The sequence below is a fragment of the Paenibacillus mobilis genome (genome assembly GCF_058267595.1).
In genome coordinates this window covers 231,205-257,980 of sequence record NZ_JBZCMS010000001.1, presented here as the reverse complement: position 1 = coordinate 257,980, position 26,776 = coordinate 231,205, and the positions used below count along the sequence as shown (strand labels likewise).

The window sequence follows — 26,776 nt, the reverse complement described above, 5'->3', positions numbered from 1 at the left end:
TTCCGGCGTCCTGCTCCTTTTTGTGCTGCCACTGTAGCTGCAATCGCATTTGCAGCCGCTTCTGTGGCATGAACCCAACCCTACTTCCGAATCCTCCGTCTGCTAACCTTTTCTTATTTTCTGTCTGATTGGAGTCTTCTCTCTATATTTTTTTCTCTATTTGTCTCTTTAATAAAAAGCCTACAACTTTATGACGCCATCCGGCTGCCATTTGTTGCGCACCAATTCATTTAAATAAGGAAGCAGCAGCGGCTGCAGCTCCTCGCGGCGCAGTCCGATTTCAAGAACGGCCTGCATGTAGCCGAATTTATCGCCGATGTCGTAGCGGTCTCCTTCCAGCTCCAGCGCAAGCATCGTCTCTTTCCGGTTCAGCTCATGCAGGGCATCCGTCAACTGGTATTCGCCGCCCGCCCCTAATTTCAACTCGGACAATTGGGCGAAGATTTCCGGACTCAGCACATATCGCCCGACAATAGCCAGGTTGGATGGGGCCGATTCGGGCTGAGGTTTCTCGACCAGCCCGCGGATTTCATAAACGCCGTTCCGGTATGCGCCCGGGTTGATGATGCCGTATTTGTGTGTCTCCTCCCGCGGCACCTGTTTCACGCCGATCACCTGGCGGCCAGTCTGCTCGTAGACGTCCATCATCTGCCGCAGCGCCGGATGGCGGGATTCAATGATGTCATCCCCGAGCAGCACCGCAAACGGCTCGTTGCCGATAAATTGCTGCGCGCATAAGATGGCGTGACCTAGTCCAAGCGGCTCCTTCTGCCGGATAAAATGGATGCCCGGCACGCCGCTGATGCTTTCGATTTCCTCCAGCATGCGCAGCTTGCCTTTTTCCCGCAAGAGCTGCTCCAGCTCGATATTTCTATCAAAATGGTCTTCGATCGACTTTTTGTTCCGGCCCGTGACGATTATAAGGCTCTCAATGCCGGAGTGAAGGGCTTCTTCCACAATGTATTGGATGGCCGGCTTATCGACGATCGGCAGCATCTCCTTGGGCTGCGCTTTGGTTGCCGGCAGGAAGCGGGTGCCAAGCCCCGCCGCCGGGATGACCGCTTTTCTGACTTTCATCGATTTCCCCTCCTGTTCCTGAGATTTCCAAACTGTTTCTGCGCACAAGCTGCCGATTTACGGTTTCTGCAGTAATACCGGCGGATCGTCTCTTTCAGCTTTAACCTTCTCAAGTCCCCTGGCCTCCCGGACAATGTAGAGCGGTCTGCCTTTGGTTTCGTCATAAATGCGGCCGACGTATTCGCCAAGAACGCCGAGCATGATGAGAATAAAGCCGTTAAAGATCAGCATTAGGCTGATCATGGAGGCCCAGCCTTTGGCCGTGGAGTGTGTAAAAATCGCGCAGTAAACCACGTACAGCAAATAGAGAAAACCGGTTGCGGACAAAACCCCGCCGGCATAACCGGCGATCTTGAGCGGCTTCGTTGAAAAAGAGGTGATGCCGTCCAGCGAAAGCTTAAGCATCCGCTTCAGCGGATATTTCGTTTCACCGGCCAGCCGTTCGTCCCGTTCGAATTCCACAGCAATCTGGCGAAAGCCGACCCAGCTCACAAGTCCGCGTACGAACCGATTATTTTCCGGCATTTTTTTCAGCTCATTGACCACTTTGCGGTCCATCAGCCTAAAGTCGCCGGTGTCTACAGGAATGGGCGTATCCGAAGCGGCACGAAGCAAACGGTAAAATACGCCGGCCGAAATCTTTTTAAACCAAGTCTCCCCCTTACGTTTGATCCGCTGGGCGTATACGACCTCGTAACCTTCCTTCCAGCGGGCGATCATCGAATGAATCAGCTCCGGCGGATCCTGCAAATCCGCATCGATAATGACCACGGCGTCCCCGGAAGCGTAATCCATGCCTGCCGTAATGGCAATCTGGTGCCCGAAATTGCGTGAAAAATCCAGCAGCTTGACCGTATCGTCAAATTGGCTGTAATCTTTGATGATTTCCGCGCTGCGGTCCCTGCTGCCATCGTTGACGAAAATCAGCTCATAGCTTTCTCCGGCTGCGCTCATCACTTTTTTTATTCGCCGGTAGGTTTCCGCAATGACCTCTTCTTCGTTATACATCGGAATGATGACCGAATACCGGGGTTGTCCTGAAATCCATGCTGTCATGCTGTTCACCCCCCTTGCTCCGGCGTAAGTTCATATAAGGTGCCCTGGAAGCCAAAACCTCTGTCAAAACCACTGTCCGCATTTGGAGTCGTTGTTCCCTGCCACTCGCTGGACGGAACCTCCGTGCCGTGGTCCTGAATCCACTGGGTTAAAGTGCTGTTCCCTCCCCGCCCGCCGGACAGGTAGATAAATTTCAATTGTCCGGAATTGATCAGCCCCTGCAGCCGGTCTACGCTGAGCACGGGATCCGAGCCGCTGAAGCCGCCAAGGCTGATCACCGTTTCGCCTTTTTCGATAATGTAAGGGGCCAGCGTCGTATAATCGGTTGCCGCAAACAGGTATTTTTCACCCGTGTTGTTGGCTTTCAAATATTGATATAAACCTTCATCCAAGCTAAGGTTTTCCCCGGCGCCGGAAACGCCCCGGCCGGTACCGCCAAAAAAGGAGGTCGCCTGGCCAATGGTTCTGCCGGCTCCGAAATTCCCGCTATTCTTGGCTGCACCCTGGGCATTTCCGTTCGAAGCCGCTGATTTGCTTGCGGATCCTGAACCGCCTCCATCCGTTCCGGCAAAATCACGGGCCGTTCGGTTTCCGCTCCTTCCGTCCGCACTGTTACGGTTACCCCAATCAGCTCCCGAAAAATCCAGGGCTAAGGAACCGCCGCCGAAGCCGCCACCAAACCCGCCGATTGAGCTTGGTCCGGCCGCAGGCGTCATGCTGCTTTGACCGTAAATAATGGGCGTCAACGCCCAATACATCGGGCCGATCAGCAAAATCAGGAAGCCGGTGACGGCCGCGGTTTTTCCTAGCGAAGGCTTGAAAATGGCGGCTGCCAGCCAAGCCGCTGCCAGCACGCCGGTAACGATGATGGCGATGGACCAGCCTTGGCCGATCACCGAATCATACGGATGAACGATATACCAGGAAAACCCTGCGGTAAGAAGCACGCCGGCAGGCAAGAGCCAAGCTCTCCAGCCGTCCCGTTCCCGCCATGCGCGGGTCATTTCCGTCCAGCCTGCTCCGGTCAGCGCCGCAATCGGCGGCGCCATCATGATCAAATAATACTGGTGGAAAAATCCGGCCATGCTGAAGAATCCCATAACCGGGACGAGCCAGGCCAGCCAGAATAATACCTCTTTATGTTTCCAGCTCATGGAACGTAGTCTGAAGCCGGCGGACAGCGCTAGAATCCCAAACAGAACAAACGGCAGCATCCAGCTGGCCTGACCGGACAAGTCGGACTGGAACAAGCGCAGCGGCCCTTTGGTGCCGGTACCAAACATGCCTCCGCCCCCGCCAAAATTCATGGTGGGTCTTTCCCCGGCAAATCCGGGATTGCCGATCAAGCCGCTCCTATCCTCGAAGGAACGTCCGCCGCCCGAACGGCTGCCGGTTCTGCCTTCACTTGTCCCCGCATTTGCTCCGGTGTTGGAGCCTGTGTTGGCTCCTCCGTTATTTCCGAAGCTGACCGCTCCGTTTGGCGGAGTTCCCTGTCCTTCTCCGCCTGCAAACCCTTGTCCGTTTCCTTGACCGGCTTCGGCACCTTCGAAGCCGCCGCTGCTGCTGCCGAAGCCGATCAGGCCTTCCCTGCCTCCACGGCTTCCGTTACCGCCGGGATTCCGGTCGCCTGTCAGACGAGACACCCCGTTATAACCAAAAGCGAGGTTCAGCACCGAGTTGGTCTGGCTGCTGCCGATATAAGGCCGCTGATCTGCCGGCGTCGAATCCACAATCACCGCCCAAGACAACGAAATCACGGCGCAGACCAGCGTAGAAGCGGCGAGGGTCGTCAGTTTTTTCTTCCAGCTGCCTTTACCGGCAATAATATAGAAGAAATAAAAGGCCGGAAGAACCATATAGGCTTCAAGCATTTTGATGTTAAAGCCGACGCCGATCAGGCCAAAACCGACGATGACGGCCCCCATTTTCCCCTGCTTAACGCCTTTAAAAAGAAACCAGACCGCAAGCAGCAGCGCAAACACGAGCATGCTGTCGATGTTATTGGTTCTGCTGACCGCCACCGCAACCGGCGTACAGGCCATAACCAATGCGCCGATCCGGGCTGCGCCCGTTCCGAAGTTTGGTTTTGCAAGCAAATAAATGAGCAAAACTGACCCCACGCCGGCAAGGGCCTGAGGCAAAATGACGCTCCAGCCGTGCAGACCGAATATGAAAGCAAAAATCGTCTGGATCATAAAGGTCAGAGGCGGTTTATCCACCGTCACAAAACCGCCGCTGTCGAGCGTTCCGTAGAAGAAGTTGTGGAAATTTTTCATCATGCTCGCTACCGCTGTCGTATAATACGTATTGACGTATTTGTCTGTCCAAATCAGGTACATGTTCAAAAAGGCCGCGAGCAGCATGCTGCCGATCAAATAATAATCCGCGCCTTTTTTGAACTTCTGTTTACCGATGGTTGTCTCCATGTTTATGCCCACTTCCTTATGCAAATGAATGATGCAGGCCGGTAGTTGTGTAGTTGTTTGCGTCCCCAGCCGTTCTGTTTTTTCATTGTGCCTGTTCTTCCTGAGGTTTATATGAAGAGAAGCTGAAAGTTAGCTGAAAGAAATTAAACTGAAAATTTTCATCATAAATGACGTGTTCTTCAGCAAATCTTCAGTTTGGACTCAGGCTGGACTCAGTGTCAGGCGGCATAATGGAAGAAGCATACTCATTCCAATAGAACGATATTTAAAATTAGAAACGATATTTAAAAATTAGAGAAGAAATTAAAGTTAAGGGTGACCGACATGGAACAAGAGATCAAAATCCTGCTCGTGGATGACGAGCCGCATATTTTGCAGTTTCTGGAGTTGGGCCTAGCGAATGAAGGATACGAGGTAGCCACAGCCCCGGATGGAATGGCGGCCATAGCCGCCGCTGAAAAATTTTCTCCCCACATTGTTATTCTCGATGTCATGATGCCGGGCCTTGACGGGTTTGAGGTATGCCGGATGCTGAAGAAAAACGGCAGCCAGGCGGCCGTTATCATGCTGACCGCTAAGGATGAGGTTCAGGACAAAGTGAAAGGCCTCAAGCTGGGAGCGGATGATTATGTAGTTAAACCTTTCAGCTTCGAAGAGCTGCTGGCCCGCATTCAGGCCCGTCTCCGCAACCAGTTTCCGAGCCTGTTCGGCGAAGTGGCGATCGGTCCTTTCCGGATTGACGACAGGCGGAAGGAAATCGTCTTTGAAGGAAAGGTGCTGGAGCTGTCGCCTACCGAACATCAGCTGCTCCGGTATCTGGTGCTGAACCACGGCATCGTCCTCAGCAAAACGCTGATTTTGGACAAGGTTTGGGGATATGACTTCGGCGGGGAAGAAAATATCGTTGAGGTATACATCCGTTCGCTCAGGGACAAGCTTGGCGACAAGGAGCATCGCCTCATCCGCACGCTGCGCGGCGCGGGATACCGGGTTGATCTGTCATGACTGTTATAAGGCTTCCGCATTGGAAATGGCTGAAGCGGATCATTTCGCCAAAATCGCTGAGAGCGCAGCTGCTGGCAAGATCCTTGTTTATCCTGGCGATGCTTCTCCTGCTTATCGGCTGCGTCCAATATTTCGTGATGAAAAACTTCCTGTACAACAGCCGCGCGGAAACGATGGAGAACCAGCTGCGCTCCATGCCCGTAGAGCTTCTGGTCAAACGGGAACAGCTGAACCAGCAGGGCCAGCAGAACACCGGCCGCGGCTACCGCCCTATTTTATTTACGCCTCCCGATACGTCCCTTGGCTATATCCAGGACGACGGCAGTTATGTCAGTTTGACGCAATCGACCGAAACGGGGTATCCCGTATTATCCGCTTCGGAATACAGCAGTATTCTTAAGGATTGGAACGCCCATAAAAAGATCAAATACCGGATTGTCCGGGATAGCCAGGGAAACGACCAGCTGATTGTTTTCCGTCCATCCGACAGTCCCGTTAATCCTGTCAGGCAAGGTTTCGGCTCCCCGAACGCACCGGGCGGCGCCTACGGAGAACGGATCACCGGACTTGTCCAAATGGGCACGGAAACCGCTCCTCTGGTTAATGTGGCCATGCGCCAGCTGCTGATCTTTATCGTCCTGTCCGTGCTGGCCATGGCTGGCGGCCTCTTGCTTTATATGCCGGTCATTCGCCGCACGCTTGTCCCGCTCAACCAGATCATTCGGGCCGTGGCCGCAACCGATGCGGGCAACCTGAAGCAGCGTGTGCCCGAACGGCTCGGACAGGAAGAAATCGACCGGCTTTCTTCTTCCTTTAACGGCATGCTGGAACGCCTGGAGTTATCGTTTGAAGCGGAGCGCGAAGCCAAGGAGCAGATGCGCCGCTTTACCGCAGACGCTTCCCACGAGCTGCGCACGCCGCTCACCTCCATTCACGGTTTCCTGGAGGTGCTGCTACGCAGCCACGGCATCAAACCGGAACAGCTGAAATCGGCGCTGAACAGCATGCATGGGGAATCGATCCGGATGAAGAAGCTGATCGAAGATCTGCTGATGCTGGCCAAACTGGACCGGGCTCCTGAACTGACGTTGACCCGGACCCGTCTGGATGAGCTGATTGTGGAAATGGAGCCCCACCTTCGGATGCTGTCCGGTGAAAGGAGCGTTTCCTTTGACCTGACCGCCGGTGTCCAGGGCTATTACGATAAGGACAAATTAAAGCAGGTCGTGCTGAATCTGTTCCAAAATGCCGTCCAGCATACCGATCCGGCAGCCGGTGCGATTCATGTCGCCTTAACGTCCTCCGGAACCGAGGCCGTTCTTTCGGTAAGCGACAACGGACCGGGCATTGACGAAGAGCATCTGCCGCATGTGTTCGAGCGGTTTTACCGCAGCGACGTTTCCAGAGCCCGCAAGCGCGGCGGAGCGGGGCTCGGCCTGGCGATCAGCAGGTCCATGGTGGAAGCCCATGGCGGCACCATTACCGTTCAAACCCGGGTCGGCGCGGGAACAGCTTTTCACGTTCATCTGCCTGTTAGATAGAAAAAAGCGGCAGCCCCTGGGGACTGCCGCTTTTTTTATGCTTTATTCCATTCTTCATTCCAAGGAATGGATTAATTTTTTTCTACAGCGTGACCGCCAAACTCGTTGCGCAGCGCTGCAACCACTTTACCTTGGAACGTATCGGCTTCCAGGGAACGGTAGCGCATCAGCAGGGACATGGCGATAACCGGAGTAGCGGCTTGAAGGTCAAGCGCTTCTTCGATGGTCCATTTGCCTTCGCCGGAAGAGTGCATGATGCCTCTGAGCTCTTCCAATTTGCTGTCTTTGGAGAACGCATTTTCAGTCAGTTCCATCAGCCAGGAACGGATAACGGAACCGTTGTTCCATACGCGTGCTACTTTTTCGTAGTCGAATTCGAAGTTACTTTTCTCGAGAACTTCAAAACCTTCGCCGATGGAAGCCATCATGCCGTATTCGACGCCGTTGTGAACCATTTTCAGGAAGTGGCCGCTGCCGGATGGGCCTGCATACAGGTAACCATTTTCTACAGCTGTATCACGGAAGATCGGTTCAACAACTTCCCAAGCTTCTGGGTCGCCGCCAACCATATAGCAAGCGCCGTTACGAGCGCCTTCCATACCGCCGGAAGTACCTGCGTCCATGAAATGGATGCCGGAAGCTTTCAATTTTTCATAACGAGCTTTGGATTCTTTGTAGTGGCTGTTGCCGCCTTCGATGATGATATCGCCTGCGCTCAAAAGCGGCGCAGCTTCGTCCAATACATTATCAACCACTTGGTGAGGAACCATAACCCACAATACGCGTGGAGTCGGCATAGCCGCTACCAGCTCGGCGATTGTGGAAGCGCCTGTAGCGCCGTATTCCGACATTTCAGCAACTGCTGCCTGGTTAAGGTCAAATGCAACTACTTCATGTTTGTGGTCCATCAAGTTTTTACCAAGGTTCAAGCCCATTTTACCAAGTCCGACTAATCCTACTTTCATTTGAAGAAACCTCCTAAATATGTTGTAAATATGGCTAGCTGCTTTGCAAAGGAAAAAATCTATATTGGCTAATTACCCTAAAGGGCTTTAGCTTACCACCATTTGTAGCCGTCTTGCGCCAGCAGCTCGTGAGCGGCATCAGGGCCGTCGCTGCCTGCAGGATAGAAATGCAGCGGAACTTCGTTCGCAGCAAATGCGTTAAGCACCGGCTGTACCCATGCCCAGGACAATTCCACTTCATCCCAATGCGCAAAGAACGTGGAATCGCCGAGAAGCGCGTCATAGATCAGGTTTTCGTAAGCTTCAGGGGTTTCCTTGGAGCTTCCGCCGAATTCCATAACGATCGGCTCGAGTTTTTTACCGTCGTTTTTGTCTCTCAAGTTCAGTTGAAGCGTAATTCTTTCCTCAGGGTTAACCTCAATAGTAAGCAGGTTTGGAGGAATCACTTCATCCGGGAATGTCGAAGCCTTAAGCGGCTCTTTAAATTCAATGACGATCCGGGTAGATTTTTCACCGGTACGTTTACCTGTACGGATGTAGAAGGGAACCCCTTCCCAGAAAGGCGTTTCCAGCTTCAAGCGCGCAGCAACGTAAGTATCGTTATGGGAATCCGGTCCAATGCCGTTTTCGTCTCTGTAGCCGGGAACTTCTACGCCTTTTACAGAGCCTGGACCGTATTGGCCGCGGATGATGGTGGAGTTGATTTTATCTTTGCTGACCGGGCGAAGGGATTGAATGATGTTCTTCTTCTTCGCGCGGACTTCGTTAGGCGTGCAGCGGTTTGGCAGGTGCATCGTCACCATCATAAGCAGCTGCATCATGTGGTTTTGGAACATGTCCCGGATAGCGCCGGAATTGTCGTAGTAACCTGCTCTATCTTCAACGCCTACAAGCTCGTTGGCTGTAATCTGAACGTTGGCAATGTAGCGGTTGTTCCACAAAGCCTGCAGCACAGGGTTAGCGAAACCTAGAACTTCAAGGTTTTGAACCATCGGTTTGCCCAGGTAGTGGTCAATGCGGAATACCTCTTCTTCTTCGAAGGAACGGTTCAGGTTGGCCTGCAGCGAACGGGCCGATTCCAGATCGTGTCCGAACGGTTTTTCGATGATCAGGCGTTTCCAGCCTTTAGTATCTCCCAGTCCGCTGGCATTAATGTTGTCGGCAATCGTTTCGAAGAATTCAGGAGCAACTGAAAGATAGAAAAGTCTGTTTTCAGGAATTCCCAATTCCTTTTCATACTTTTGCGCAACACCAAGCAGCTTCTTGAAATCGTCCACGTTGTTGACGTTCAAGGAGCTGTAATGAAATTTGCTAAGGAAGGAATCAATATTGCTTTGCTCGATCGGTTTTCTGGAAAAGCTCTTCAGCGAGTCTTTCACACTATCTTGAAAATCTGGGTCTGCTATTTCTTTACGGCCCAGACCAATAACTGTGAATGACGAAGCCAGTTTGCCGTCCAGGAAAAGATTGTAAAGCGCAGGATAGATTTTGCGTTTCGCCAAATCCCCAGTCGCGCCAAACAAAACAAAAGTCATTGCGTCCATTCTATTTTACCTCCACTCTCTCTATAGCTCTATAGTAACTATATTTATGATATCAGGTTACGTATCGTTATTGCGTATCCGACTTAGTTATCTTACACCTTCAGTCAAAATTCGTCAATCGAATTGTCTAATTTTTGACACATTTAATTCTGCACATAGGTGATAAAAGTGGTTGTATTCTCAAAAGAAGGATGAATTGAAGTTTAAAGGCATTTTATTCGTAATCGTTACGTATAAATGAATAGAAATAGGTCGATCTACAACACTTTCTGCAGAGGAGACGAACTCTAATGGACATAAATATACCGGTTATATTATTAAGCGGCTTCCTGGGCAGCGGAAAAACGACACTGCTCGTCCAGCTGCTGCAGGAAACCCGGCGGCGCGGATTAAAGCCGGGAATCCTGATGAACGAATTGGGCCGGCAGGATGTAGACGGAATTCTTCTGAGCGAGGAAACAGGCTACTCGATGGAAAAGCTGCTGGACGGCTGTGTTTGCTGCAGCAAAAAAGAAGAGCTTGGACAAAGCCTGCATACCCTTCTCGCCGCTAAACCGGACTTGATCTTCATAGAGCTGACGGGAGTCGCCAATCCCGTTGAAATCCGCGACCTCGTTTCCCAGGCCCCGTTTGCCGAACTGGCGGCCATCAGGCACAGCATTACCGTCATGGATGCGGAACATGCGCTGGATTATGCCAGCCGTTTCTCGGCGGATAAGCAGCTTGTCCAGACGCTCCGCAAGCAGCTTGAATCGGCGGACCTGGTGCTGGTCAACAAATCCGATCTGGTGTCGGAAGCCAAGCTCGAAAAGGTCGTAACGATGGTTCGCAGAGCCAATCCCGAAGCGGTCCTGCACATTACAGAACGCGCAGAAATAGACGTACGCGGCCTGTTTGCGGAACTGCCGGATCAAACCTCTAAGCAGGTCAAGTCCGCGCCTCCGCAGCCGCAAAGCCGCCCTGAACCCGGCGGGCAAAGCCCTTTCCGGGTCATTAATTCCCATTCCGACTCCCATTCCCACTCCCAGGAAAATAGCGCTTCGGGTTCCGCCTCCTTCTCGGCCGTTCAAACCTTTACGTTGTCCTGCCAAGGGAACCGTCCCCTAGCCGCAAAAGAGCTCGAACATTTTCTGACCGGGCTTCCGGGACAGATTCTTCGCGCCAAAGGTTATGTAACGCTGGAGGACGGCGGCATCCGCCTCATGCAATTCGCCGGGGACCGCTTCTCTTACGAGCCCTCCCGTTATCCGGGCACGGGGTATATCGTTATTATCGGCCTTGAAGTCGATCCGGTTAAGGCGAAAGAAAGCTGGAGGCTCCTGTTCCGCGAGGACAAAGCAAGCCTTCCTTCTTGAATCTTGAATCTTGAATCTCGGGGCCGCAGCCAGCCCTGAAGGTTCAGAAAACAGCCTTGCCCTTTGTCCTCCAAGGGTATGGCTATCTTAATTCCGGACAGCGTTATTCATCCAAAGCCGCTTCAAGCGCCTTTAAATTTTGCCGCATAACGGCCAGATAATCGAGATGCTGGGCCAGCTGTTCATCCGTAAGACCTTCAAGCGGGTTCAGCACCGCCGTTTTCGCCCCGATCTCGTCGGCTATCGTCTGTGCAACCTTGGAGGAAACCAGCGTTTCAAAGAAAATCGTATGGATATCATGAGCCCTTGCAAAAGTGACGATAGCGGCCATGCTTGAAGGAGACGGCTCCTGATCCGGCGACAGTCCGGCAATCGGCACCTGATCCAGTCCGTAATCCCGGGCTAAATAACCAAACGCAGTATGCTGGGTAATAAAATCCTTGCGTTTCGTATCGCGCAGGCCTTCCCTGAAGTTCTTATCCAGCTGCTTAAGCTGGGCTACATAACGGTCCGCGTTGGCTTGAAACTCGGAAGCATGTTCAGGATCCGCCTGGGTCAGGCCGTCCTGGATATTGCGTATTTCTTTAATCGCCTGAGGCGGTGAAAGCCATACATGGGGATCGTATCCGCCTTCATCCCTCGGATCGGCATCCGCCTCTTCCTCTTCTTTAAAACCGGTCAGCAAACGGATGCCTTTGCTCGCCTCGACGGTCACCAGCGTTTTGCTGTCAAGCGCATCCACGACCTGATCCACCCAGCCTTCCAGACCCGCTCCGTTATAAACAAGCAGATCTGCAGCTTCAATATGACCGATGTCCCGGGGCGTCGGCTCCCAGTCATGGGGTTCCACGCCGGCAGGAATCAGCATCTCGATATCGGCCAGATCGCCGGCCACCTGCTTCGTAAACTCATACATCGGATAGAAGCTGACCTCAATTTTCAGTTTGTCCGGTTGGCCGGCGGCCGCCGGCTCTTTATTTGTACCGCATCCGGCGATGGCGGCCGCTGCGCTGAACAGTAGCGCGATAACCGCAGCTTTCCTGCCGAACTTTTTCACGGGGGTATTCTCCTTTAGATGTAAGATAAGACGAAAAGAAGTTTGCCCGACCTAGGAAGGTCTGGCAAACCGTTTGCGCCGCTTGGAGCGGAGAAGAATTTTTTGCACGCCCAATCCGATCAGGAAAAACAAAAGCAGGATCAAGGAGATCGTTCCGCCCGGAGGGGTATTTATATAATAGGAAGCGGAAAGTCCGCTGAAAATGCCTGCCAAACCAGCCGCTACCGCTATCACGATCGCTGAAAGAAATCCTCTTGAAATTTTCAGGGCAAGCGCGGCCGGCAAAACCATCAGCGAAGAGACCAGCAGTACCCCGACGATCGGCATCGCGGAAGCCACCGTCATCCCTGTCAGCACGGAGAAAATAAACGATAACAAACGGACGTGAACGCCCCCGATCCGGGCCGTTTCTTCGTCGAACGTTAAATTATACAGCGGTCTGCGGAATACGATAAAGAAAATAAGTCCGATTAAAGCCACAAAACCGATCATCCACAGCTGCTGTTCATTCACCGCAACAATGGAACCAAACAGATAAGAACTGAAGCTTTTGTTCAGGTTGCTCTTTAAACTCATGAGAAGCACGGCAAGCGCAAGGCCTGAGGTCATAATAATCGCTACCGGGACCTCGCTGTACGTCAAATAGGTCCGCCGAAGCTGCTCAATAACCAAACCGCCTGCGATAGCCACCACAAATCCGCTGACTACCGGATTCAAGTGAAGTACGGAACCTAAAGCCACGCCGGCCAGCGAAACGTGGGAGAGCGTATCCGCAATGAGCGCCTGCCTTCTCAGCATCAGATAAACGCCCAGAATCGGGGCGATGATTCCTATGAAACCTCCGGCCCAAAACGCACGCTGCATGAACTCGTAGTCAAACATTTCCACTCTTCACTTTCCTTTCGCTCCAGCGAGATTACCCGGTCCAGATAATCGTTCATCTCTTCAAGGCCATGGGTGACCATGATGACCGTAAGTCGGTGGACCTTTACATAATGCTTCATCAACTCGTAAAAACCGATCCGGCTCTGATGGTCCATTCCGGTGGTGGGCTCGTCCAGAATCAAGACATTCGGCTGCTGGGCGAGTGCCCTGGCAATGCAGATGCGCTGCTTCTGACCGCCGGACAATTCGCCGATCCTGGCGTCGCGGTGCTCCCACATGCCGACCTGCTTGAGGCTTTTCTCCACGATCGCCTCTTGTTCGCCGGTAAATCGGCGGAACAGGCCAAGCCGCGAATAACAGCCGGAGCGGACCAGCTCAATCACCTTGCTCGGAAAACCGCTATTAAAGGAAGCAACCTGCTGAGGCACATAGCCGATAACGAGCTTGCCCTCCTCCAAAACCTCCGGATGAAGCTGAACCGTTCCGCTCCAGGGTTTGAGCAGACCTAGAAGGAGCTTAAGGATGGTTGTTTTGGCAGCGCCGTTTGGACCGGTAATGCCGAGGAATTCCCCGGCATGGATGTCTAGCGATATATTTTCAACGACAGGTTCATTGCCGTAACCAAACACAACGTTGCGCATGGATGATAAAATCAAAGCGATTCAACTCTTTTCTGAATTGATTTAACGGGTTTCCCGATGGATGGTATATTTCTTCAGGCGCGGGGAGTATTTGCGAAGCTCCAAACGCTCGGGATGATTTCTTTTATTTTTAGTGGTCGTATAGTTACGGTCACCACATTCCGTGCAAGCCAGAGTAACAGTCACTCGCATTATGGTCACCTCCTCATGGATTTAAACTTCGATTTAACTAGCTCTCAAATAATCGTAATTTTTACGAACATCTCATCTATATTAGCCGAACCCCTGTGTACTGTCAACTCATCAAGCTGGATTCACCGGATTTCTTTTTATCCAAGGCAGACTTAATTGACGGGCCATGGCAGGGGATTGGAAAATGCTGCCCAGTCGAGGTTCATTTCCGTATCCGTCAACAAACAACCGTCCAGCCTTGCCTCAATTTCGGAACGGTCATAACCGATGCCGATCAGCACCAATTCCGTCAGGCGGTCTCCCCATTGCTCGTCCCACTCTTGAACGGCTTCCGGCTCCGTTTCAAAAACATATTTCCGTTCGGCTTCCGGCAGTCCGGCAATCCAGCTGCCCGCGGGTCCAAACTGGATGGACGGCCCGGCCTGGCTCAGCATTGCCGCCACATCTTCCTTGACGCCCAGCCAAACGGTTCCTTTTGCGCGCACGATCTCTTCCGGCCACTCTTCCATAAAAGCTGCCAGCCTTTCCGGATGGAACGGCCTTCTCCGCCGGTAGACAAACGAACCAATGCCGTATTCGTCCGTTTCCGGCACATGGACCTCTTTCTCCAGCTCTTTCAACCAGCCCGCGCTCCCGCTGGCCGCTTCGAAATCAAATCTTCCGGTATTCAGAATTTCAGAAGGGGCCACTTCGCCGCGAACGGTACGGATCAGCTTGGCGCTTGGCTGAAGGATCCGGATGACCCTCTCCAGCTTCTCAAGGTCTTCCTCCGCTACCAGGTCGCATTTGTTGAGCAGCAAAACGTCGCAGGTTTCGATCTGGTCGATCAGCAAATCCACCACGTCCCGGGTGTCTTCTTCCCCCGTTGCTTCGCCCCGGTCCAGCAGGCTTTCTCCCGAACCGAAATCATGCCAAAACCGGGCGGCATCCACCACGGTCACAAGGCAGTCCAGTCTAGCTAACGAGGTCAGATCGATGCCCGATTCCTCGTCGGCGTAAGTAAAGGTTTGGGCAACCGGAACGGGTTCCCCGATTCCCGTTGATTCGATCAAAATATAATCAAAACGCCCCTCCTCGGCCAGCGTTTTGACCTCCCTGAGCAAATCCTCGCGGAGCGTACAGCAGATGCATCCGTTTGACATTTCGACCAGCTTCTCGTTGGTTCTCGATAAATTCGCTTCTCCGCGTACCAGCGCCGCATCGATGTTTACTTCGCTCATATCATTGACGATAACCGCGACCCGGAGACCATGCCGGTGGTTTAATACATGATTTAATACGGTCGTTTTTCCCGATCCCAAGTAACCGCTTAAAACGGTAACCGGTATCCGTGCACGGCCGTTAACGTTGTCCTCAGCAGTTGAATTCATAAACATTTAGGCTCCTTTTCCGATCTGGTCCTGCAGGAATTTAATCGGTTCTGTATGATATAACAGTACAGCTATTTAATCGTAATTATTACGATTAACAAAGGGTAATATACGCTACTTCCCTCTCTTTTGTCAACAGAAGATAGAAAAAAGCCCATCCCGGAGGATGCGCCTTTCTCTCGTTTTTCCATTTTCGTTCGATCAATTCACCACGGCGTCCAGGCCATCCTTCAGTTCACCGTTATCCCCGTCCGTCTGGTCCGAACCCGCCGAAACGATTTCTACCAAAACCCGGTTAGGCACGCAAATGATCCGTTCTCCCGGTTTGGAGATAAAACCCATTTTCAAGGCGATCGGCAGCGGAGCGTCCGAAACCGTCATGCGAATGCCGTTATCGTATACTTTTAGCACATTATGTCCATATTTCGTCTGCATATCGATAATCTGCTCTTCCTCCGTCAAGGGCACCTGTTTGTACAGCTCCCCGTTTACGGTAATCCTCGCTTCCAGCCGGCCCGGGGAATAAGCATCCGCCCGTTCGAACAAAGCCCGTCCGCCCAAATAGCCCGCTACCGCAAGCAGGACAATCACGATTAGGATCCAGTCCGCTTTTTTGATTTTCAACATGATGTCCGCCCCTTTGAATTCAGAAGTTCTTCCATTTAAATATAAATGTTTAAAATTGCAGCTATCCATGCGCTACATCACACTTCCGACCAAAACATTTTCTTTCCGGGCATGCTTTTCCAAAAAATATCCTGTAAAATAAAAACATTAAACCCAAAGGAGTTGGAACAGCCGGACATGCTTCCCCTTTATAAAAAATATTGGCGCACGATTTTTGATATCGCTTTAATTGTCCTCACCGTCTATCTGGTCATGTTTCTGTTCAGCAAACTATATCAGCTGGCGGCGCCGGTATTTCTGTCTTTTTTTGTGTTTATGCTGATTGAGCCCTTTGCCCGGTTCCTAAACCGCAGAGGGATGAAAAAACCTTTCGCTTCCGCGATTTCCGTCATTTTGTTCCTGGTCGTATTGCTTGGTTTATTGTTTGGGGCCGGCGTCCTGATCGCCATTCAGATCAGCCACCTGTACAACAATCTTCCCGGCTACACGGCCATGCTGCAGACCCATTTCAAAAGCACGACCGATTATCTGCAGTACAGGCTGGACGCGCTGCCGCCAAATGTAACCGAAAAGCTGAACGGCTATTTTGCGGATGCGACCAACATATTGTCCAAATGGCTGAAAGTGATGTTGTCTTATTTGATCAACACGCTCGGGTCTTTTTCCTCCTTCATGGCCAACTTTGGCATCTCCATTATTTTGGCTTTTTTCCTGAGTATGGAAATCAAGGACTGGCGACGCATCGCCTATGAAAAAACGCCGAAAACGCTCAAGGTCGCGTTCGACTTCCTGCGTTCCCACGTCTTTCGGGCAATCGGCTCCTATTTAAAGGCTCAGCTCATTCTGATGTCGATTACGTTTGTCCTTGTCCTGATCGGACTGTTTATCCTGAAATCCGGCAACGAAATCACCATGGCCCTGATCTGCGCGGTATTTGACATTTTGCCGCTGCTGGGCGTTTCCACCATATTGGTGCCTTGGATCATCTACCTGTTCATTGTCGGAAATGTGCCGCTTGCCATTGGCTTGATCGTCGTGCTTGTCGTTGTCCTGCTGGTGCGTCAGCTTCTGGAGCCCAAGGTTACCGGCAATTCGATCGGGGTTTCCTCGGCATATCTCATGTTGTCCTTTGCGATTGTTTCGATGTCCTTGTTCGGCGTAGCGGGGCTCATCTTATCGCCGATTCTGCTGATTTTGATCAAAGAGCTGATGCAGCAGGGCTACCTGCAAAAATGGATCAGGCTGCCGCAGGAGGAGTTTGTGTTGCCGCCTTTCAGCATCCGGGAAACCGACCCCGAACCGGAGAAATCAGAAGCCAGCGGGGAACATCCTGTCCGCGAATCTTTTTCAGACAAATTCAGGTTGAAACGATCGTCCAAGAAAAACCATTCGGAAAACGGATCGGAACACGATTCTTAAAACGCCTGCAGGATTTGGTGTATAGGGTTAATGCGATTTATGTGATGCGTAAAGGCGTAATGGAGCGCGACATTCGTTTTGCCGGATTCAAAAATGCCGCTGTCTTACCAGCCTGAAGGCGGTACATAACCGAATAAACAGGAAAAAAGCACCGCCTCATGGGGCGGTGCTTTTTTCAACCTTTTAATGATCTCCTAAAGGCTGCTTCATATTTGCCTTGCCGGTTACTCCAGGAAGTCCTTCAACCGCTTGCTGCGGCTCGGATGTCTCAGCTTGCGCAGCGCTTTCGCTTCGATTTGGCGGATCCTTTCCCGGGTAACCCCAAATTCTTTGCCGACCTCTTCCAAGGTGCGGGTGCGTCCGTCATCGAGGCCGAAACGCAGACGGAGCACGTTTTCTTCCCGTTCCGTAAGCGTGTCCAGCACATCCTCCAGCTGTTCCTTGAGCAGCTCGTAAGCCGCTGCATCAGCCGGTGCGGGCGCATCGGAGTCTTCGATGAAGTCGCCAAGATTGGAGTCGTTTTCTTCGCCGATCGGCGTTTCCAGTGATACCGGCTCCTGAGCCACCTTCATGATTTCACGCACTTTGTCCGGCGTCAAATCCATCTCCTTGGCGATTTCCTCCGGTGTCGGTTCGCGACCCAAATCCTGCAGCAGCTGGCGGGAGACGCGGATCAGCTTGTTGATCGTTTCGACCATGTGCACCGGAATCCGGATCGTCCGGGCTTGGTCCGCAATGGCGCGGGTGATGGCCTGACGGATCCACCACGTGGCATAGGTACTGAATTTAAAACCTTTGGAGTAATCGAATTTCTCCACCGCTTTGATCAGACCCATATTGCCCTCCTGGATCAGATCCAGGAATTGCATGCTGCGCCCGACATACCGTCTGGCAATGCTGACTACAAGACGAAGATTTGCTTCGGCCAGCCGGCGTTTCGCTTCCTCGTCGCCTTGATCAATCCGTTTGGCCAGCTCGATTTCTTCCTGAGCCGACAAGAGGGGCACACGTCCGATCTCTTTCAGGTACATCCGGACGGGATCATTAATCTTCATCCCGGGGGGAAGGCTTAACTCGTCGAGCTGAAAATCCGAAAGCTCGGCATCTTCCGATCCGGGTTCTTCTTCCCCCTCGCTGCCGACGTCAATGCCCATTTCGGAGAGCTGATCGACGAATTCGTCAATTTGTTCCTGTTCCTGATCAAACGGAGCCAATTTGTCTGCAATCTCTTTTGCTGTTAACGAAGAGGCCGATTTGCCTTGTTCAATCAGTTGTTCTTTCACCTGTTCAAGGGTCAAGTCGGATTCTATATGTTGATCGTTAGCCATTGGCAGGCTCCCCTCCTCCTGAATGAGAACAATAAAGCGGGTTTCTAAAGTCACCGTTTGACAAAACCGCATAAAATATGGTATGATGATGAAAAATAAAGCAGTGATTCAGACGGTTTTTTTATCGCTATCCGTCATTATAACATATTTTTTATACTAGTTCAATATGTGTATATTTTAGGTGATTCCTTACAGGGATCACCTTTTTAATTGGTTTTAAACGGGTGAACCGGCTGACGCCGGCTCCCCGTTTATTTATTATATGCTATTCATTCATTACCCTATTCTGCATCCATTCATTCGCGTTTGTTTGATTCCCCGGGGGAATCCGGCTCTTCGGCCGCTGCAGCGGCTTCGGACACGGATATCCCCAACCAGCTGCGGATCATCGTCAGCAGACTCGTGCTGTTCACCGGTTTCGTTATATAATCGGACGCCCCGGCATCAAGGCAGGCCTCCCGGTCGCCTTTCATGGCTTTGGCCGTCAGCGCGATAATCGGCAGATTGCGGAATCGTTTATCCTGCCGGATCCGCCGCGTCGTTTCGTATCCGTCCATCACCGGCATCATGATATCCATCAGCACGATCTCGATGTCCGGCGTTTCCTCCAGAATACGGATCGCTTCCTGACCATTCTCCGCGGCTATAACCTTCATATTATGCCGCTCAAGGATCGTCATTAATGCAAAAATATTACGGATATCGTCATCGACCACGAGCACCTTCTTGAACTTGATCATGTCGTCGGATTGATGCAGCTTGATCAGCAGCTCCTGCGTCGTGCTGGAGAGCTCCTCCCATTTCCGATGCAGGAACAAGCCGATTTCATCTACTGCCTGGTTCATGGACTTGGCTTCCTTCACTACGGAAAACTTCATCAGCTCTTCCAATTCTTCTTCCTGCTCCGGCGACCATTTGACGTTTCGTTTGAGAATCAGCGGCAAATATTTATGCTTAGGCTGCTTCACCATATCCCTGACCATCGAAAGGGCTCCCTGGGAAGGCGGCTGCAAATCGTTGAAGACTACCACGCAGTCAAACGGCTGCCGGTCAAGCTCGTTTACCGCTGCTTGCCCGTCTTCGGCTTCGACAAGGTCGATGTTGTCCCCTTTCAGCAGCTCGATCAGCTCCCGCCGCTCAAGCGGGTTGGAGGACACGATTAGCACCCTTCTCTGCGGTTCGTTGGCGTATGCGATCAGCTCATCCAGTTTAAGCTCAAGCTCTTCATTTCCTACGGGCTTGCGGACAAACTCGTAGATGCCTTTTTGCTTGGCCTGGGCTTCATCTTCTTCCACCGTAATGACACAAATCGGGATGTGGCGCGTCTTCAGGTCATTTTTCAGCTGGTCGACAACCAGAAGGCCGTCCATATCATCCAGCATAAGATCCAAGGTGATGGCAGCGGGTTTGTATTGCTCGGCAAGAGCCAAAGCTTCGCCCCCTCTAGGCGTGATAACCGCCTTCATTCCTTTTTTATGAAAAATACCGAGCAGGATCTGATTAAACTTCCAGTCGTCTTCGATAATTAAAATAACCGTGTCCCCCGGGTGAATATGATCCCGGTCGTCGATCAGCTCGCTGAATGGCGTTCTGATCGTTAATGCGCGGTTCTGCTCCCTTGGGGTAATATCAATAACCTCCGGCACATACTTTTTGGCCGCATCCGTTTCGGGAATTGCCTTATCAAGCGGCAGGTACAGATTAAAGGTGCTGCCTTTTCCGGCAACGCTGTACAAGGTGATTTCTCCGCCAAGCAGCGCGGCGATTTCTTTGGAAATGGCCAGCCCCAGCCCGGTGCCGCCGTATTCGCGATTGGTGCTTCCGTCGGCTTGCTGGAAGGCCTCAAAGATAATTTGCTGCTTCTCTTCCGGAATGCCAATGCCGGTATCCGTGACAGAGAAGCGAAGCACCGCTTTGGCCTGATTCAGCAGATCGTTATGGCCCGTCCAGCCTTCCTCGGCTAACGCAACCTTCAGGGTCACTTCTCCCCGCTCCGTAAATTTAAACGCATTGGAGAGCAGGTTTTTCAAAATTTGCTGCAGCCGTTTGAGATCTGTCCGGATCACATCCGGGACGCCGGGCTCCCGGGTAAGCCTGAACTCCAGCTGGTCGTCATCGACCATGTGCCGGAAGGTCCGGTCCAGGCCGTCCAGCAGGTCCTGCAAAGAAACTTCGCTGTAATCGGCGGATATCGTGCCCGATTCGATCTTGGATAAATCCAGGATGTCATTGATCAGGTTCAACAGCTCGGTTCCCGCATCCTTGATCGTCTCTGCATATTTGACCTGATTGTCCGTCAGATTGTGGTCCGGATTGTCCGCAAGCTGCTCGGCCAGCAGCAGAAGGGAATTCAGCGGCGTTCTCAGCTCATGCGACATATTAGCCAGAAACTCCGATTTGTAGCGTGAGGTCAAGGCCAGCTGCTCCGCCTTTTCTTCCAGGATCTGTTTGGCGACCTCCACCTCGTTGTTTTTCATTTCGACTTCCGCTTTCTGGATAACCAGAAGTTTGGCCTTGTCCTCAAGCTCCTCGTTTTTGCCCTGCAGCTCCTGCTGCTGGTTTTGCAGCTCTTCGGTCAAGGATTGGGACTGCGCGAGAAGCTCTTCGGTCCGCTGGTTGGCCAGCATCGAATTGATCACGCTGCCGATCGTTTCCATCAATTGATCCAGGAACGCGATGTCGATGTTGGTGAAGGCTCTGAAGGAAGCCAGCTCCATGACCGCCAGCACCTGATCCTCGAAAATAATCGGCAGCAGGATAATATTTAAAGGAGTGGCTTCGCCCAGCCCCGATGAAATCATTACATAATCGGACGGCACATCGGTAAGCAAAATGCGCTGCTTTTCAATGAGGCATTGCCCGACCAAACCTTCTCCTGAGTGAAACTCGTTGGATAAATGTTTGCGGTGCTGGTAGGCATAGCTCGCAAACAGCTTGAGCACCGGTTCTCCGCTGCGGTTCTGGTTCATATACAAAACACCGTGCTGCATGGAGACTAGCGGGGCCAGCTCGGACAAAATCATGCGGCTCACCGCAAGCAGATCCCGCTGCCCCTGGAGCAAACGCGAGAATTTGGCCAAATTCGTTTTCAGCCAATCCTGTTCCATGTTGATCCGCGTCGTTTCCTTCAGGTTCCGGATCATTTCGTTAACATTATCTTTCAGACTCGCCACTTCGCCGGCGGCCGCCACATCGATCGTCCGGGACAAGTCGCCGGCCGTAACGGCCGTAACGACATTCGTGATCGCCCGTACCTGCGTGGTCAGCGTGCTGGCCATATAGTTGACGTTGTCGGTCAAATTGCGCCAGGTTCCCGCGGCTCCCGGCACGTCCGCCTGGCCGCCGAGTTTGCCCTCGGCGCCCACCTCGCGGGCTACCGTCGTGACCTGGGCGGCAAACGTCGCGAGCGTGTCGATCATATTGTTGATCGTATCCCGGAGTTCGGCGATTTCGCCGCGGGCGTCCACGTTCAGCTTCTGCTGCAGATTGCCGTTCGCTACTGCGGTTACGACCTTCGCGATTCCCCGCACCTGGTCGGTCAGATTCGTCGCCATAATATTGACGTTGTCGGTCAAATCCTGCCAGATCCCACCGACGCCGCGAACCCGCGCCTGGCCGCCTAGCTTGCCGTCCGTGCCGACCTCGCTGGCTACGCGCGTTACCTCGGAGGCAAACGAGCTGAGCTGGTCCACCATCGTGTTGACGGTATTTTTCAGCTCCAGCAGCTCGCCTTTGACGTCTACCGTGATCTTTTTGGAAAGATCGCCATTAGCAACCGCGGTCGTGACAACCGCAATGTTCCGTACTTGGTTGGTTAGGTTAGAGGCCATGTCATTTACGCTTTCCGTCAAATCCCGCCACGTCCCGGCTGCTCCTTTCACCTGGGCCTGACCGCCCAGAATGCCTAACGTTCCCACCTCGCGCGCCACGCGGGTTACTTCGGAGGCAAAGGTCAGCAGCTGGTCCACCATCGTATTGATCGTATTTTTCATCTCCAGGATTTCGCCTTTGGCATTGACCGTAATTTGCTTGGACAGGTCGCCGTTGGCCACGGCCGTCGTCACTTCCGCGATGTTGCGCACCTGATCGGTTAACGTACTCGCCATAAAATTAACGCTGTCCGTTAAATCTTTCCACGTGCCGGAGACATCCTTCACGTCCGCCTGGCCGCCCAATTTCCCTTCGGTTGAAACTTCTTTCGCTACCCGCGTTACCTCCGCCGCAAAATTGCTTAGCTGATCCACCATCGTATTGATCGTGTCCTTCAGCTGCAAAATTTCGCCTTTGGCGTCAACGGTAATTTTTTTCGTCAAATTCCCTTTGGCGACCGCAGTAGTAACAACCGCAATATTGCGCACCTGATCGGTGAGGTTGGAAGCCATGTCGTTGACGCTTTCCGTTAAATCACGCCACGTCCCGGACACGCCTTTTACGTCCGCTTGTCCGCCAAGGCGGCCTTCCGTGCCCACCTCGCGGGCTACGCGCGTAACCTCGGAGGCAAACGTGGACAGCTGGTCCACCATCGTATTGATCGTATTTTTCAGCTCCAAAATTTCGCCTTTGGCATCCACCGTGATTTGTTTCGTCAAATCGCCTTTGGCCACGGCTGTCGTTACGGCAGCTATATTCCGCACCTGGCTGGTCAGGTTGTTCGCCATGTTGTTAACGCTGTCAGTCAAGCTTTTCCAGGTGCCGGAGACGCCTTTCACCTCCGCCTGGCCGCCCAAAATCCCTTCGGTGCCGACCTCCAGTGAAACCCGCGTGACCTCCGAAGCAAAGTTCGACAGCTGGTTGACCATCCGGTTAATATTGGCGGCCGTACGTTGAAATTCCCCGGTAAGAGGGCGGCCCTCGATTTCAAGCTCGACCTTCTGGGACAAATCGCCCTGCGCTACCGCGTTGATAACGCGAACCATCTCGCTGGTAGGCTGGATCAAATCTTCGATAAGGCCGTTTAGCGTATCGACCGCCGTTTTCCAGGAACCCCCCGTATTTTTGTGCTTAAACCGGCGGGTATGCTTCCCCTCCTTCCCTACGATATGAGCGACGCTGCCGATTTCCTGGACCAGATTCTCCTGCATCTCCATGATCTCGTTAAACGTATCGGCGACTTTTCCTGAAATTCCCGTCAGGTTATAAGGCATCCGGAAAGCAAAATCTCCGCGCTTTAGAGCCATTAACCCGTTCATCAGCTCTGCCGTATCCAACAGGTCCAAATCATTGGGGCGTGTTTCGGGATTGCGTTCATGCTCTGACATATTCCCATTCCTTTCCGACTTATCATCCTATTTGATTTGAAGCCTTGATTTCACATCCAAAAAAAGCCCCGGCCCCGCCTTAAGACAGCAGGAACGGGGCTTGTAACGCAAAGCGGCAGCCCGCTTTTTCTACAGTATCCCTACAACTTTTACCCGGTTCAGGCCGGTTTGAAACCTTCTCTTCACGACTGTGATTGAATAAAAAAACATCCCGCCACGGATGCTAACGCCCATGCGGGATGTTCCATTTCTGTTTTTGCTATTAGGAATGCAATACCTTTATAAAAGAATGATAGCAGGTCTGCCGGAATTAGAACGTTTAAAGCTCCCTTTCCGTATCCGCAACCGCAACCGTATCCTGCTCCGGCAGGCCGGACTGGATTTCAATCCGCAGGTAGCGGGTTTTCTCCCGCTCCAGCACCGTAAATAAATACCCGTCGTAATTAAACTGTTCGCCTTCCTCCAGCAAGTCGTGGTGCGCATACAGCCAGCCGCCGATCGTATCCCATTCTTCATCGTCCAGCTCAATCGGCAGGTACCGCGAAAGCTGGTTCAGGGACAGCTTGCCGTCCACGATGATATGATTGTCAGCCAAAATTTTGACCTTCTCTTCTTCCTCGGCGTCAAATTCGTCGCGGATTTCGCCGACGATTTCCTCGAGAATGTCCTCGATGGTCACCATGCCGGAGGTTCCGCCGTATTCGTCAATCAAAATTGCAATATGCGTACGTTCCTTCTGCATTTTCTTCAGCAGGTCGTTAACCGGCATCGTTTCGGCCACGGACAACACCGGCTGGATCAGCGCCGAAACGTCCAGGTCCGGCTGGTCATTGTATTTCAGAAAAAACTGCTTCGTATTGATGATCCCGATAACATGGTCCTTGCTGTCCTGCACCACCGGGAAACGGGTATACTGCTGTTCCTTAATGATTTTTAAATTTTCGTCCCGGCTTAAATTCGTATATAAACAAATCATGTCCGTACGAGGTACCATGATTTCTTTCGCCAGCATGTTGTCGAAGGCGAAAATGCGGCTCACGTACCCGTATTCGGCCTGATTGATTTTTCCGCTTTCATAACTTTCGCTTAAAATGATTTGAAGTTCCTCTTCGGAGTGGGCTTCTTCATGCTCGGAAGCGGGCTTGATGCCAAACAGCTTGACGAGCAAATTGGCTGAACCGTTCAGCAGCCAGATAAACGGGTACATTAGTTTGTTGAACCAGATGATCGCGCCTGCCGTAAGCAGAATAATGGTTTCCGTCTTGCGGATGGCGACGGTCTTCGGAGCAAGCTCACCGACCACCACATGGAAATAGGTAATGATGGCAAAAGCCAGGATCAGGGAAATCGCCCCGCTGAGCGCATCCGGCATATGCAGCGCATGGAACAAAGGATGCAGCAGCTTTTCCACCGTAGATTCTCCAAGGAAACCAAGTCCGAGGGAGGTGATGGTGATCCCCAGCTGGCAAGCCGACAGATAGCCGTCCAGATGGCTTAGAACTTTCTTTACCGATAAGGCGTTTCGTTTTCCTTCCGCAATGAGCTGGTCTACCCGGCTTGGACGCATCCGCACCGCCGCAAACTCCACGGCCACGAAAAACGCCGACAGCCCGATCAATACTACAACCAAAACTAATTTTAACCCTAGCCTATCACTATCCACGAACTCAACAACTCCTTTAAATTTTGAAAATACTATCTAATACGCAGATTGCCGGGTCAAAGTTTCATTTATTTGCCCTTTTCTCCGCGTTTTCCTTATATCATTGGCCTCACCATTCCGTCAAGCCTTCATAAAATGTACTACTCTTATAAGGAAGGTGATTCCATTTGGCTGATTTTCGGGCAGCAAACCGCGTGAAGGAACGCTTGTCCAAGCAGCTTTTGAAGCAGCCTGGCGTCCATGCCGTCGGGGTCGGTTACCGGCAGCCCGGCAAACCGAGCCGGGGAGCTGCGGTTATCGTGTATACGGGAGCTTTTTCAAATACGGCAACAACCAAACGGGTACCCGCCCGCAAACAAGCGCATACAATCCGCTACAAAGGCAAAAAAATTACGGTCCCCGTCCGCTACGTCCATGCCAAACGTTTCCGGCTGCATGCCTCCGGCACGCCGTTTCAGAAGCGGATCCGGCCGGTGATCGCAGGCTACAGCGTCGGCACCGAGCAGGCCTCCGGCACCGCCGGCCTCATCGTGGCGGATAAGGAAGGCGCTCTCTACATTTTAAGCAACAACCATGTCCTGAACCGGAACAATACGGCCGGTTTCTCCGAAACGCTGCAGCCTGGCGGCGCGGACGGCGGCACGATCAAAAAGGACAAAATCGGAAAGCTGTACCGCTTCGTCAAACTGAAAAGCAGCGGCGACAACTTTATGGATGCGGCCCTGTCCGTTCCGCTCCGCCGTTCGCTCCTCTCTCCCCGCTACGCCAAATTCGGCGTATTGCCCGGCAGCGTCTCTTCCTATAAAGTCGGGGACCGGTTTAAAAAGGTAGGCCGGACGACCGGACTCGTCTACGGGACCGTTGAGTCCATCAATACGGACGTCAACGTCTCCTATGACGGCTTTGGCGGACTGGACGTCGTCCAGTTCAAAAATCAAAGCGTCATCCGGGGGAAGGACCCGGTATCGCTGGCCGGCGATTCCGGATCCGTCTGGCTGACGAGGGACAAAAACTTCGCAGCCGCCGTTAATTTTGCTGGCTCGGACAACGGCCGGCTTTCGATTTCTTTTCCCGTCGACTGGGCGCTGCGGAAATTCGGCGTAAAGGTGGCCAGACCCCGTCGTCTGGGCACGGCCAAACGCAAAATTTGCAAAATCAAACCGCACTATGTCAAGCCGCTGAGCGCCAAACAGCATACTAAAACCCGGGTCATCAGAGCTCATTAAAGTCCTTTAAACTACTCTGGTAACGGACAATCGGGGGCGGATACCGAAACCGGACACCGAATACAACACCGAACGAATCCAGGCACTCAGGAAAAAAGCCCGGGAATCCGCTTGTTAATAAAAAGCATGGAGAACGCCAGA

19 protein-coding genes are annotated in these 26,776 nt (G+C 52.4%); 5 read left to right on the top strand and 14 right to left on the bottom strand.

The window, feature by feature from the left end; translation table 11 throughout:
• Positions 1-180: 180 nt before the first annotated feature.
• From galU to AC3ZPD_RS01205, 3 genes are read right to left on the bottom strand one after another with little or no spacing between them, the layout of a single operon-like run.
• Positions 181-1,077 carry a UTP--glucose-1-phosphate uridylyltransferase GalU gene (gene galU, locus AC3ZPD_RS01215; RefSeq protein WP_490982442.1) on the bottom strand — a complete coding sequence of 299 codons (897 nt, stop codon included), beginning with the start codon at positions 1,075-1,077 and terminating at the stop codon, positions 181-183.
• Positions 1,078-1,134: 57 nt separating this feature from the next.
• On the bottom strand, positions 1,135-2,121 hold the full coding sequence (locus AC3ZPD_RS01210) for a glycosyltransferase family 2 protein (RefSeq protein ID WP_490982812.1): 987 nt from the start codon (positions 2,119-2,121) through the stop codon (positions 1,135-1,137).
• Between the two features lie 17 nt (positions 2,122-2,138).
• Positions 2,139-4,559 (bottom strand): glycosyltransferase family 39 protein, encoded by a 2,421-nt coding sequence (locus tag AC3ZPD_RS01205; RefSeq protein WP_490982441.1) that lies wholly within the window; start codon positions 4,557-4,559, stop codon positions 2,139-2,141.
• A 324-nt stretch (positions 4,560-4,883) separates the two neighbouring features.
• Here AC3ZPD_RS01205 and AC3ZPD_RS01200 point away from each other — a divergent pair, with 324 nt between their 5' ends.
• Positions 4,884-5,564 carry a response regulator transcription factor gene (locus AC3ZPD_RS01200; RefSeq protein WP_490982440.1) on the top strand — a complete coding sequence of 227 codons (681 nt, stop codon included), beginning with the start codon at positions 4,884-4,886 and terminating at the stop codon, positions 5,562-5,564.
• Positions 5,561-7,105, top strand: coding sequence for a sensor histidine kinase (locus AC3ZPD_RS01195; RefSeq protein WP_490982439.1), 1,545 nt, complete (start codon positions 5,561-5,563; stop codon positions 7,103-7,105). The genes AC3ZPD_RS01200 and AC3ZPD_RS01195 overlap by 4 nt, the downstream gene beginning before the upstream one ends.
• Before the next feature lie 71 nt (positions 7,106-7,176).
• On the opposite strand, the gene gnd is transcribed toward AC3ZPD_RS01195, so the two are convergent.
• Together gnd and zwf are read right to left on the bottom strand one after the other, a co-directional pair.
• Entirely contained in the window at positions 7,177-8,070 is an 894-nt protein-coding gene (gnd, locus tag AC3ZPD_RS01190) for a phosphogluconate dehydrogenase (NAD(+)-dependent, decarboxylating) (protein WP_490982438.1), read from the bottom strand.
• A 92-nt stretch (positions 8,071-8,162) separates the two neighbouring features.
• The gene (zwf, locus tag AC3ZPD_RS01185; protein WP_490982437.1) at positions 8,163-9,614 is read right to left on the bottom strand and encodes a glucose-6-phosphate dehydrogenase; all 1,452 of its coding nucleotides are present in this window, start codon (positions 9,612-9,614) and stop codon (positions 8,163-8,165) included.
• Between the two features lie 290 nt (positions 9,615-9,904).
• On the opposite strand from zwf, the gene AC3ZPD_RS01180 reads away from it, so the two are divergent.
• The gene (locus AC3ZPD_RS01180) at positions 9,905-10,969 is read left to right on the top strand and encodes a CobW family GTP-binding protein (RefSeq protein WP_490982436.1); all 1,065 of its coding nucleotides are present in this window, start codon (positions 9,905-9,907) and stop codon (positions 10,967-10,969) included.
• A gap of 103 nt (positions 10,970-11,072) precedes the next feature.
• Here AC3ZPD_RS01180 and AC3ZPD_RS01175 read toward each other — a convergent pair whose 3' ends face one another.
• The 6 genes from AC3ZPD_RS01175 to AC3ZPD_RS01150 all read right to left on the bottom strand — a co-directional run bounded on the left by AC3ZPD_RS01175 (position 11,073) and on the right by AC3ZPD_RS01150 (position 15,741).
• On the bottom strand, positions 11,073-12,026 hold the full coding sequence (locus tag AC3ZPD_RS01175) for a metal ABC transporter substrate-binding protein (protein ID WP_490982435.1): 954 nt from the start codon (positions 12,024-12,026) through the stop codon (positions 11,073-11,075).
• A gap of 51 nt (positions 12,027-12,077) precedes the next feature.
• A complete protein-coding gene (locus tag AC3ZPD_RS01170) occupies positions 12,078-12,914 on the bottom strand; it encodes a metal ABC transporter permease (RefSeq protein ID WP_490982434.1) in 837 nt (278 codons plus the stop codon).
• Entirely contained in the window at positions 12,857-13,567 is a 711-nt protein-coding gene (locus AC3ZPD_RS01165) for a metal ABC transporter ATP-binding protein (protein ID WP_490982433.1), read from the bottom strand. The genes AC3ZPD_RS01170 and AC3ZPD_RS01165 overlap by 58 nt, the downstream gene beginning before the upstream one ends.
• A gap of 27 nt (positions 13,568-13,594) precedes the next feature.
• Positions 13,595-13,744, bottom strand: coding sequence for a 50S ribosomal protein L33 (rpmG, locus tag AC3ZPD_RS01160; protein ID WP_490982432.1), 150 nt, complete (start codon positions 13,742-13,744; stop codon positions 13,595-13,597).
• 152 nt (positions 13,745-13,896) lie between these two features.
• The gene (locus AC3ZPD_RS01155; RefSeq protein WP_490982431.1) at positions 13,897-15,114 is read right to left on the bottom strand and encodes a GTP-binding protein; all 1,218 of its coding nucleotides are present in this window, start codon (positions 15,112-15,114) and stop codon (positions 13,897-13,899) included.
• Between the two features lie 201 nt (positions 15,115-15,315).
• On the bottom strand, positions 15,316-15,741 hold the full coding sequence (locus AC3ZPD_RS01150) for a NusG domain II-containing protein (protein ID WP_490982430.1): 426 nt from the start codon (positions 15,739-15,741) through the stop codon (positions 15,316-15,318).
• Between the two features lie 177 nt (positions 15,742-15,918).
• Here AC3ZPD_RS01150 and ytvI point away from each other — a divergent pair, with 177 nt between their 5' ends.
• Positions 15,919-17,160: a sporulation integral membrane protein YtvI gene (gene ytvI / locus AC3ZPD_RS01145; RefSeq protein ID WP_490982429.1), complete on the top strand. Its 1,242-nt coding sequence runs from the start codon at positions 15,919-15,921 to the stop codon at positions 17,158-17,160.
• Positions 17,161-17,384: 224 nt separating this feature from the next.
• Here the strand turns inward: ytvI and rpoD are convergent, their stop codons facing one another.
• The 3 genes from rpoD to AC3ZPD_RS01130 all read right to left on the bottom strand — a co-directional run bounded on the left by rpoD (position 17,385) and on the right by AC3ZPD_RS01130 (position 25,409).
• On the bottom strand, positions 17,385-18,488 hold the full coding sequence (gene rpoD, locus AC3ZPD_RS01140; protein ID WP_490982428.1) for an RNA polymerase sigma factor RpoD: 1,104 nt from the start codon (positions 18,486-18,488) through the stop codon (positions 17,385-17,387).
• 296 nt (positions 18,489-18,784) lie between these two features.
• Positions 18,785-23,746, bottom strand: coding sequence for a HAMP domain-containing protein (locus AC3ZPD_RS01135; protein WP_490982427.1), 4,962 nt, complete (start codon positions 23,744-23,746; stop codon positions 18,785-18,787).
• A 319-nt stretch (positions 23,747-24,065) separates the two neighbouring features.
• Positions 24,066-25,409 carry a hemolysin family protein gene (locus AC3ZPD_RS01130; RefSeq protein ID WP_490982426.1) on the bottom strand — a complete coding sequence of 448 codons (1,344 nt, stop codon included), beginning with the start codon at positions 25,407-25,409 and terminating at the stop codon, positions 24,066-24,068.
• 167 nt (positions 25,410-25,576) lie between these two features.
• Between AC3ZPD_RS01130 and AC3ZPD_RS01125 the strand changes: the two genes are divergently transcribed.
• Positions 25,577-26,635: a chymotrypsin family serine protease gene (locus tag AC3ZPD_RS01125; protein ID WP_490982425.1), complete on the top strand. Its 1,059-nt coding sequence runs from the start codon at positions 25,577-25,579 to the stop codon at positions 26,633-26,635.
• Positions 26,636-26,776: the final 141 nt, after the last annotated feature.